At 30.0% G+C, this 4,065-nt stretch carries 3 protein-coding genes; all 3 read right to left on the minus strand.

Annotation, left to right across the window (positions count from 1 at the left end):
- Positions 1-139 precede the first annotated feature (139 nt).
- The 3 genes from TS70_RS08740 to TS70_RS06010 are packed head-to-tail and all read right to left on the minus strand — an operon-like array spanning position 140 to position 3,829.
- Positions 140-1,675, minus strand: coding sequence for an NAD(P)H-hydrate dehydratase (locus tag TS70_RS08740; protein ID WP_198049704.1), 1,536 nt, complete (start codon positions 1,673-1,675; stop codon positions 140-142).
- A gap of 52 nt (positions 1,676-1,727) precedes the next feature.
- Positions 1,728-2,417: a M48 family metallopeptidase gene (locus TS70_RS06005; protein ID WP_198049705.1), complete on the minus strand. Its 690-nt coding sequence runs from the start codon at positions 2,415-2,417 to the stop codon at positions 1,728-1,730.
- A gap of 35 nt (positions 2,418-2,452) precedes the next feature.
- Positions 2,453-3,829 (minus strand): DUF4064 domain-containing protein, encoded by a 1,377-nt coding sequence (locus TS70_RS06010; protein ID WP_040093702.1) that lies wholly within the window; start codon positions 3,827-3,829, stop codon positions 2,453-2,455.
- Positions 3,830-4,065: the final 236 nt, after the last annotated feature.

The raw sequence follows: 4,065 nt of genomic DNA on the forward strand, positions 1-4,065 counted from the left end.
ACCACAAAATCAAATATTGCTTTGTTTGCATAATTCCAACCTCCTATAATTAACTTAAAAAAGTTAACTAAATTAATAGTTAACTTTTTATCGGTTGGCATTTGCAATTTACATAAACAATAAAAAATAGGTCCCTTTTTTATTTTGAGAACCTATGATAATCGTTATTCGAATCAATTAATTCTGCTAAAACATAACCAATTTGTTCAATAATATCGGTTGGTAACACTGGTTTTTTATATTGCGAAATTTCATCACCAGCAAAACCATGCAAATAAGTTCCAATAATGGCAGCTTCAAATAACTCATAACCTTGTCCAATTAAACTAGCAATTAAACCAGTTAAAGTATCGCCCATCCCAGCTACTGCCATATAAGGGTTCCCCGTCCCGTTAATATAAACAATATTACCATCTGTAATAATTGATTGATAACCTTTTAGTACAACAATGATCTTGTATTTATTAGCAAATTCTTTTGCAATATTTACCCGGTCTTGTAAAATTTCTTCAACACTTTTATCAATCAATCGTGATAATTCTAAGACATGGGGGGTTAAAACACCACGGCCACGTAATTTACGCAATAATGGCGGGTCTAAAACATTAATGCCATCAGCGTCAACAACAATTGGCCCCTTATAATTATCTAAAATATAATTTAAAGTATTATATGTTCGCTCTGTTTTTCCTTTTCCCATTCCATAAGCAACAATGTTAACTTTATTTGTTAGTAAATCTAAAATACGATTACGATCAGAAGAATCACAAAAGGTCACTTCTGGGGTGGTATGATTGGTTTTTCCTAATATTTCGGGTGAAACCGATCAAATTACTAAACCAATTCCAGCATTTAAAGCCATATTAGCTACTAATGTGCCAGCATTTACATACTCTAAACTTGAAGCAAAAATAATTAAATTACCATAATCCCCCTTATGTGAAATTAATGGTCGTGATTGTAACTTAATACTATTATTATAAAATAGATTATTATTAACTAATTGTGAACAAATATCATTGACAGCCTTTGGATGAAAACCTAACTGTCAAACCACAACTTCTCCTAAGTAAGGAATAATATCATAAATAATAAATGCTGTTTTATAAGTAAAAAAAGTAACTGTTTTATTAGCTTTTATTGCAATTGTTGGAATTATTGCTTTATCATTATCAATTCCACTAGGAATATCACACGCTAAAACATATTTTTGGACTTGATTAATTTTCTTAATAATTTCAGCAATTGCTGCTGGCATTTTACCGTGATATCCAATCCCAAAAATACAATCAACAATAAATTCAGCTCATAAAAGTAGTTTATCAAGATCATCACTTAAAAAACTAATTGTTACATTAGCTAAAGATTTTAATTGGCGATAGTAATGTGCCACTTCTGGTGTCTTTGCCGCATCAAAGTCTGCATTAGAAGTGCAAATATAAACATGCACTTTTTTAGTGGCATCATAATCACTAATTAATTTTGCCAAAGCAAGCCCATCGCCCCCATTATTTCCAACATTACTAAAAATTAAAAAATTATTAACCGTTAAATTAACATGATTAAATAATCCCTCTACTGCTTTGGCCATTAATTTAATGGCGGGAATTTCTAATTGGTTAAAAATAAAATCATCAATTTTTTTACTATCGGCTTGGTTAGTAATATAAAGCATAGTTTTTAATCTCCTCACTTAATTATAGTCAATTAAAGCAGAAAAACCAGTTTTAAATTCCTGTTTTTTTTAAAATTTCAACTTTTTCCTTATAATTTGACATATATCGTTCAACATAATATCAAAACGATTTTGAATGATTATGATGCACTAAATGCGATAATTCATGAACAATAACATATTCTAATACCGTTGGGTCAAAATGAATTAGTTTTGTATTTAAAACAATTTTTTCAGTTTGCGGATAACAGACACCTCATTTTCGTGTCATTGCTTTCACCGATAAATTTTTATAAGTTAAACCCATTGTTGCTGCTCATTTATCCAATAATTGTTCAAATTTATAACTAAATTTTTGTTTCAAAAATTGGTGTAACTTTTTAACATTTTCCTCATAACTACCAGCATCTTTCATTACAAATAATTGACAATTAATAATTTTGGTATGAACATTTTCGGCAGTTAATTGTAACGAATATTTTTCATTAAAAACAAAGACATAACCAGTTCCATCAGGATTAATCATAATTTTACGGTAATTATCATGAACATCAATTACAGTAATAATTTTTTTAATATTTTTATAAATTAAAGCTTCAATTTCCCAATCATGCGCATGACTTGGAGCTGAAACTTTAATTTTGCCATTATTGACATTTAAAACAATATTTTTTTGTTCTTTAATAATTAAATCATATTTAATTAAATTACCCTGATATGGTAGCACTTTTTGAAATGCCATAATGTTCCTCCCTTACTAATAAAACTAGTTTTTGATTAATGATGATCATCATGTTCTTCAGTATTATCATTATTATCGTTAACATAATCATCAAAGTTATCAGTTGGATTAACATAAGATTTTGGTTTTGCTTTTTCTGATTGTTTAGTAATATCTTCGCGATATTTTTTTCCGGCGGTTCAAATTTTATCAATATCACCCAAGAAAACTTTTCCATCATACGAATTATCAACACGAGCATTCGGATTTACCCGTTGTTTCTCACTAATTCTTGGTACTGAACCAATTCGTTCTTCTAACTCTCGCGTATCTAATGGCATATGTTGTTTGGATTTTGGAATGATAATCGAACCTGGGCCAGTTCCTTTTTGTTGCGGTGCTGATGAAGTTGTTTCACTAAAAACAGGAGCAGAATAATCATGGTGTTTAATGATATCGCCTTTTTTAACAAAATTACCTTCTTGTTCAATCATAACACCAGTTGGTGATTCGTCAACTACCCCAACTCCTTCTTCAATTGTGCGTAAGTACTGACCTTCAGCGCCAACACGAATTGGTGCTTTTTCATCAGGAGTTTTACTATTATCTTTTCAACGACTATTATCATATTCTGCTGTTGGTTCAGCTAAATGCGCTTCACCTTGTTCATTTAACATTGCATTACGCGCCATTTTCTCTTTTAATAACGCCATTTTTGTTTTTAAATCAGTTGCTGCCGGATTTTTATTCGTTGCCCTAGGAGATGCATCTTCACGAGCAGAAAGTTCCGCTTGGTTAACCATTTCTTTTTGTGGTGTTAATCCTTTTGCTCCAATTTTACCAGTTGTTAAATCAATTGCTGATAAACGATTTTGTTGATCTTTTGTCAATGGTTTTGCTTGACGTGCTTTTCGATAATAAGTTGTTGTTAAGATTCCACCAAGAAGAGTAAAAACTGGCCCAATAAACAATAAAGCAAAACTAGGATTAATTTTTAGTCCTAATTTAAAAACACTTAATCCTGTTTTTCCATCTGGTGTTTGAACACCAAATACTACCGCAAGAATCAGAAAGAAACACGTAAGAAGACCAAGAATTAAAGCAAAAACAACGCCAAACCCTTTATAACCACCATTTTTTGTTAAATAATTTGGAATTAAATACATTAACACTAAAAAACTAGAAATTCCTATTAAAATTCCACCCACCAAGGTTGGATTAGCAAGGACTTTGATATACATTGTTTGATCTGAAAATTGCAATACAACCCGCGCAATATCTTCAAGCAACATTCGTGCTGCTTCATAAAGTAAATGACTAGTACTACTAGTACTCATTTTAGCTTTAAAAATAATTAATAACCCAAAAAAAAGCGCACTAAAAAGCCCTCCAATTGTTAGAAAAATTAATGACGCTCCACATAATTTCTTCATTCTTTTCACCTATCTTTTAAACTTAACACAACCATACATATATTATTTATCTTCTAAATATACACAGTAATTATACCTTATTTCTTTTAAAACTAGTAATATTAATTATAATATTTTAAAATGTAAAAAAATTTGCGTAATAACTAATAAATAATAAAAACTAAATCTAAATTAGAACGCAATTCATTCTATTTGATAGTTAATATTGCTTAACATTACACTAGACTTCTTGCGAT

This window comes from Spiroplasma sp. hyd1 (assembly GCF_016082235.1).
GTDB lineage: Bacteria > Bacillota_I > Bacilli_A > Mycoplasmatales > Mycoplasmataceae > Spiroplasma > Spiroplasma poulsonii.